The 6206-nt window shown below is 54.0% G+C and carries 3 protein-coding genes; all 3 read right to left on the bottom strand.

Annotated elements, in window-relative coordinates; genetic code table 11:
• Window positions 1–115: 115 nt before the first annotated feature.
• The 3 genes from G3572_RS20785 to G3572_RS20775 all read right to left on the bottom strand — a co-directional run bounded on the left by G3572_RS20785 (window position 116) and on the right by G3572_RS20775 (window position 6172).
• Window positions 116–1162, bottom strand: coding sequence for a LacI family DNA-binding transcriptional regulator (locus G3572_RS20785; protein WP_164615466.1), 1047 nt, complete (start codon window positions 1160–1162; stop codon window positions 116–118).
• A gap of 1180 nt (window positions 1163–2342) precedes the next feature.
• Window positions 2343–4244, bottom strand: coding sequence for an ATP-dependent helicase (locus G3572_RS20780; RefSeq protein WP_164615464.1), 1902 nt, complete (start codon window positions 4242–4244; stop codon window positions 2343–2345).
• Window positions 4241–6172: an ATP-dependent nuclease gene (locus G3572_RS20775; protein ID WP_205518842.1), complete on the bottom strand. Its 1932-nt coding sequence runs from the start codon at window positions 6170–6172 to the stop codon at window positions 4241–4243. Before G3572_RS20775 ends, G3572_RS20780 begins: the two co-directional genes overlap by 4 nt.
• Window positions 6173–6206 lie beyond the last annotated feature (34 nt).

Genomic DNA, 6206 nt, shown 5'->3' with positions numbered 1-6206 from the left:
TCTGCCCCTCCTCGTATCCGCCAGTGGTGTAAGAGCTGAACCCTTTCAGGTGAACCCCGTAGCTGATCCAGGTCTCTCCGGTAAGCAGCAGGCGCTTGGACATCGGTCGTCTTCCTTATCTGTCGTCTTCTACAAGTGTCACGGGCGCAGCCCCCTGCCCAGCCCGCGCGGTCGACGCCCCCAGCACCAGTTCCACGGGCAGCGTCAGGGTGCGGGGTTCGTGATCGCGGTCGTCATCTGCTTCGGCGCGCAGGCGTGTCAGCATCAGCCGCATGGCCATCGCGCCCTGTTCTTCCATCGGGCGGCGGATCGTCGTAAGCCGGGGCGAGATGACGCCTTCGCAAGGCAGCTGGTCAAAGCAGACCAGCGACAGATCATGCGGAAGGCGCAGGCGGAGATCATTGATCGCGCGCAGGGCACCCATCGACATCATGTTGTTGACGACAAACAGCGCGCTCGGGCGCCGGCGGGCGCTGAGAATGTCCAGCGCCGCCTGATAGCCGCCTGCTTCGCGGAAATCGCCGCGCACGATAAAGCGGTCGGGCACCTGGATATCAGCATTTGCGAACACTTCCAGAAACCCGGTTTCGCGGGCGCGCGATTGTGATGCGGTCACGGGGCCGGTGATGATGGCCACATCGCGGTGGCCCAGATCCAGCAGATGCTGCGCCGCCAGCACCCCGCCGCGATGGTTTTCGATGGTGACCGTGTCAAAGCGCCGCTTGCCTAGCGTTTCGCGGTCCATCAGCACCAGCGGGATCGCATTGGGCGCATCAAAGAGGGAGGTACTGGAACGTTCGGACGCGGGCACAAGGATCGCGCCATCGACGCGCCCGGCAATGTCGCGCAGCACATCATCTTCCAGATCGATGTCTTCGTCGGTGTTGCACAGAACCATGCGCAGCCCGTTCTGGCGACCGATTTCTTCGGCCCCAGCCACGGTAGCGGCGTAATAGGGATTCTGGATATCGGGCACGATCATCGCGATGACCTGCGTGTTGCCCTTGCGCAGATTGCGTGCGCTGGCGCTGGCACGAAAGCCCAGCGTACCAATGGCACGTTCGATCGCTTCGCTCTGGCGCACAGAGTGGCCATTGATGTGGCGCGACACGGTCGAGGGGGCAACCCCCGCAGCACGTGCGACGTCATAGATGGTTGCCACGTTTTCCTCCTATTACTCAAATCGATTTGACACATTTGGGAAGGTCTTGTCCATCATGATCATGGCCTGAGCGAGACAATGACCGCAACAAGGGTGGCGAGCGAGGTCTCGACCGGAACTTCAAGGCGCATTCTGACGGCGAGGGCTCGCGAAAGCCGACGATCCGAAAGCACTGACTGGCGCCGCGAGGGCCGCAGACCCTGAAAAAAGAATGTTTTCTATCTGATTATTACAAGCACCGCCCGTGGCAGCTAAAGGATTTCGCATCGGCCTGAGGTAGTCTCGACTTGCACCTCAACTCAGCACTCCTACACCCCAAGTTGGACTGATCGCCGCCATATCAACCATCGCGGTTGTTGCGACAGGACGGAAAAGAGATGCATCGCGAGATAAATAAAATCGATTTTATCAACCTCCCGCGGTCCTCCCACATTCAAAACGAGAGTCTAGGGGTTGGTAGTGGTCGACTTGTGCATGGAAAAGGCGCTCGCCCTTCATCTGTCCCGCCAACCCGCCCAAGGTCACGCCGTCAAGCCTCGCCTTTCGGTCGGCCACCATGCTGGAGTGATGAGTGCTTGCAGTCGCTACTGCTGCAAGCGACTCGCGCTTGTCTGCCCGGCCTCAAGGGGCTGCCCGCCGCGAAGGGTTACCGAGTTCGTGTTCATGACCGAAGAGCGGGCGGTGCTGGATGTTGTCGCGATCGACGTTACACAGTTCGCTTTTTGGAGCGGAATCGCGGCCGGTATCGATGCGATGATCCCGATCGAGCCACAATGAAAGCGTCCGGTCATCACAGGCACCGTTTGACGAAGCGGTATGAATGACTTTGCGCCCTCTTGCTTCCACAGTGCTTCCACGGGTCTTGTAACGCCAAAAGCGCCCCTTGGGGCGCTCTATTTTGGCCTAAGCCTTTGTAATATTCCGGGATGATTTGGTTGCGGGGGCAGGATTTGAACCTGCGGCCTTCAGGTTATGAGCCTATGGACCCATAAATCAATAATCGCGTAGATTCATAAACTTAGACGCCATCCCCTTGAAATCACGAGATAAGTTGGATGCCGTTCGTTGGCATTGATGGAGTTTCGACGGATTGTCGCGGGTTGGAGCGGGGCAAAACTGCATACGTGGGTTGAGGTGGCGTTGAGGTGACGAGCGGATAGACAATCCACATTTGCCACACTCACATGATAGCCATCTCCCGTAGGAAGCGCGACGGCGCCTTAGCCCAACCGTTGTATACTCTAGCATAAGAGAGCGTGAGGGTATCTTTACATCGCGTGATTGCAACGAAGCAATTGCGACGTTCCTCCTCCATTTGGGGCGATCGGTCGCCTGCCTTCTTGCTCTGGAAGGATGGAAGAACATCTTCTGCGAGACCCATCAAATAGACATGTGGAAACTCATTTCCCTTTGAGCCATGAATTGTGAGAAGGGGGACCACTCCCGTTTTCATTGGCGGTTCTTTGGAACGCAGATCCAACTCCTGCAAGAACGTATCCAGTGGCGCAAGCCGCCCGACCTGTCCAGAAATCTCTGTGAAGAGATCCCGCCAAGCTCTCTGGTCTTCTTCAAATGAAGGCTGCGTTTCGACTAGCGTCCACTCGGGTTGTGCAAAGAGTTCTGTAAGGCCTCTGACAAACTTCCGAAAATCATTCCGATCGACAAGCTCGGTGCGCAGAATGTCCACTGCTTTTTTTGCGAACGCCGACAAAGGTTGCGCCTCGCTCGCCCACGCTCTCAAGAAATCTCCATGGGCTGATCGCGCCAGCTCGACCAAATCATCAGCTTCAAGTTTCAAGTCCAATAGTACGTTCCCAGCCTCTACAAAGGCAGCGAATTCTCGTGGATCGGTCCGCCGATTTGCAATCTTAAGGCAGCAATGTAGCCATTGATACGGGACACTCGCAAACGAGTCTCTTCGTTGGGAAATCTGTGAAGCAATGCCGAGGACGGCGAGTTCGCCTTGGACTTTGACAAGCAAGTTCTTTGTGCGCGCGATGATCGCGACGTCCCCGGCATTCTGAACACGTTTTTGTGCTAGATCCGCAGCGACCCCTGCCGCCTCCTCATCGTCTGACTCAAATCGCAGGAGACGCACACTTTCGATGTCATGGGCTTCTGCCTTTCCAGCAACGAGCGGATTCTTGCCTGGAGTTCGCAACAAGTTGTGCGAAACTAATCCATTAGCCATCAACACAACATCCGAAGGACAGCGAAAGTTGGTTGGCATCTGGAGAATAGACGGGTCATAATCCGTCACAAATTGTTGTAGCCGTTGTGGGCTCGCACCATTCCATTGGTAAATCACCTGATCGTCGTCAGCGACAACAAACAGGTTCTTATAGTCATTTCCTGTAAAGGCTCGCACGAACGAATACTGGGCATGATTTGTGTCCTGAAACTCATCCAAACTTGTGAAACGGTAAGTTCTTCTGTAGCGATCTGCAATCACAGGGAAACTGGTGAAAAGCCTATAGGCCATGTATATAATCGCAGGAAAGTCCAAAGCATTCTCAGCCTGCAAGTGACGCATGTAGGCGTCGTAGGCCGAAGCAAAACGCTTGCCCCGGTTCTCATCTGAAAAGTAGCGCAAGCAGTCATCAGGCCCAGCAAGTCGATCCCTCAAACCGTCAAGTACTGGCAGAGCCCGATCTAATGGTTCACCTATATCCAGATCGGCGCGCATCAGCGCCTCGGAAAGAAGGAGCAAGCGATCTTCGAGACTTGAATAGATCTTAAAGTCAGTCCTCACTCCGACATGCGAGCCACTCTGACGAAGCACCTCGCAGGCAAAGGAATGGAAGGTTCCCGCAAACATGCGTTCGACACATTCAGGAACAAGTTCCTCCACTCTCTGGCGCATCTCATCAGCCGCGCGCGTCGTGAATGTAAGTGCAAGTATCCTCCACTTCGCGCTTGGCTCTGCCTTGAACAGCCGAGCAATCCGAGCTGTAAGTACACGTGTTTTACCAGACCCAGGCCCTGCGAGCAGCATCATCGCGCCCTCGTTCCACAGGGCAGCTTCGCGTTGAACGTCAGTAAGGGCAAGCAGTAGTGATTCCTGGTCTCGATCCGATCTCATTCGCAAGCTCCTATTCTGACAAAAATGGCTCGAAACTCTGCTGGGATGTCTCCAACAGACGCCGTTAGCCGGATTTGGGCACTTATCCGCACAGCGATCTCTTCCTTTCGAGCATAGGCAAGTGCAAGCAGAGCTTCATCACTGTCCACCACCTGCGGATCCAGCTCGCGAGCCGCTGCCAGCAAGCAAGGCCTTAGGGCGCATGTAACGATCAGCCTTTCGAGGTCAAAATCCTTCGGTAGTTGGGTGACGCGATCGGCTATCTCAGCGTCAGAAAAATGGTGTGACCTAAGTTGAGCGATGTGATCGTTGCCACCATTGTCACCGTCACAGATCATAGCCCACGGATAATCTAATACCCGAGCCAAAGCTGCAAACGCACCTGGACTGCCGTTGTTCTGATAGTCGATCACAGAGATTCCGTGAGCGTCAAGAGGACAGCCGAGCTTGTCTGCAACTGCTGACAAGATTGCATATTCAGCCTGGCCCTCACATAATAGCCACTTGTTTGCAAAAAATATCTCCCCACGGATCCGCTTTGCCCAACTTTCCAGCTTGCTGATTTCTTCATTTCCGATGAAGCTCCTGCTGCGATCGCGCATAGCTTTAATCTCAGCATGGTGCGGGCCTCTGTCTGCGCCCGTATAGCACATTAAAAGATCACGAAACTGAGCATCAGAGATAGTCTGTGTGCAGACGATGCATCCGGATGTCGGATTCCAACTGATACTCGGCCCAATTTTAGCGATTGCAGCCTCTAACAGTGCGTTGTACGGCACAACGGCTTTGAAGTTTCGCGGAAGTGACGCCGCGACAGGACCACTGGTGCCTCGTCGCAGGACAATGATGTCCTTGAATGGCACATTCTGAACAAAAAATGGTGAGTGAGTTGTTACAAACTTCTGTCCAGGCAGAGCATTTATGGCCAACCAGAGGGACCGACACGCTTGAGGATGTAGGTGAGCCTCGGGTTCCTCCAAAGTCAGAATTGGTTCCGCCTCTTCTGGCAAAGCTCCACCTAATGCATTCTCTACAAAAGCCCTGAATAAGAAAATAATGGCCAAACTTTGGACACCGTGCCCATGTTTTCCAATTGGCAGCCAAGGATCTTGGGTCTGCCCTTGAATGACCACCTCGCTCCGACTGATTATCTCCCATAGATTGACCGGGATTGCACGAATGTCGACATCGCCCGCCGCTCCGTTTGCAATCACCGTGCTGATCGCCTTCAACGCATCCTTTATTGCCTCAAGTTTAGGATCAGCAGCTAAGAGCTCGCCGTTAAGCTGAGAAAACCGTTCTTCAAGACTTGCCGCCTTGTCCTTATCCACCTCTATACTCTTGAGCAGGGTTCCCCAAAACCGCGATCGGCCACCAAATTCAACCCCAGCATCGCGCATTGCAGCCATCGAGAAGCATGGTACATAGTCAAAGAAACGCGATAAATTTTGGTTTCTTGCGCCGGCGCCGGCAAACGGTTGATCCGCATCGTTCAGGAAATGCCAAACAGGCTCAACCGAGTTGGTGACACTCTCGAAGGAACACGTCACTTGCATACAAATCGAGTGCGTGCCGGAGTGTGGATCAGTACGTATTATCTCAATTAAATCATCCACCATGGGCTGATGCCATTCATTTCGCTGTGACTCGGAGAACCACAGTCGGATTCGAATATCACCGTCTGTGCCTTCCTGCGCCGCACCAAATGGAAAGTCATACTCATTGAAACCTGTCTGCCCTGACCTTCCCCACTTACGGCTTAGGGCAATTTTGACAGCATCAAGAACTGCAGTCTTTCCAGCGTTGTTTTCGCCGATGATAACTGAAGTCGGCGAAAGTTCGATATCGAGTGCACGAATGCAACGAAAATTATCAATTGCTAGTCGACTTATGTGCATTTTCCCCAAACTTTCATAATCATATTCCACTCATCGAGGTGACTGCTTTTATTCATCAGCTTTA

It is taken from the genome of Pseudotabrizicola algicola (assembly GCF_010915705.1).
GTDB lineage: Bacteria > Pseudomonadota > Alphaproteobacteria > Rhodobacterales > Rhodobacteraceae > Pseudotabrizicola > Pseudotabrizicola algicola.
Note: the sequence above shows the minus strand (reverse complement) of the source record. Positions and strands in the feature narration are given on the sequence as shown.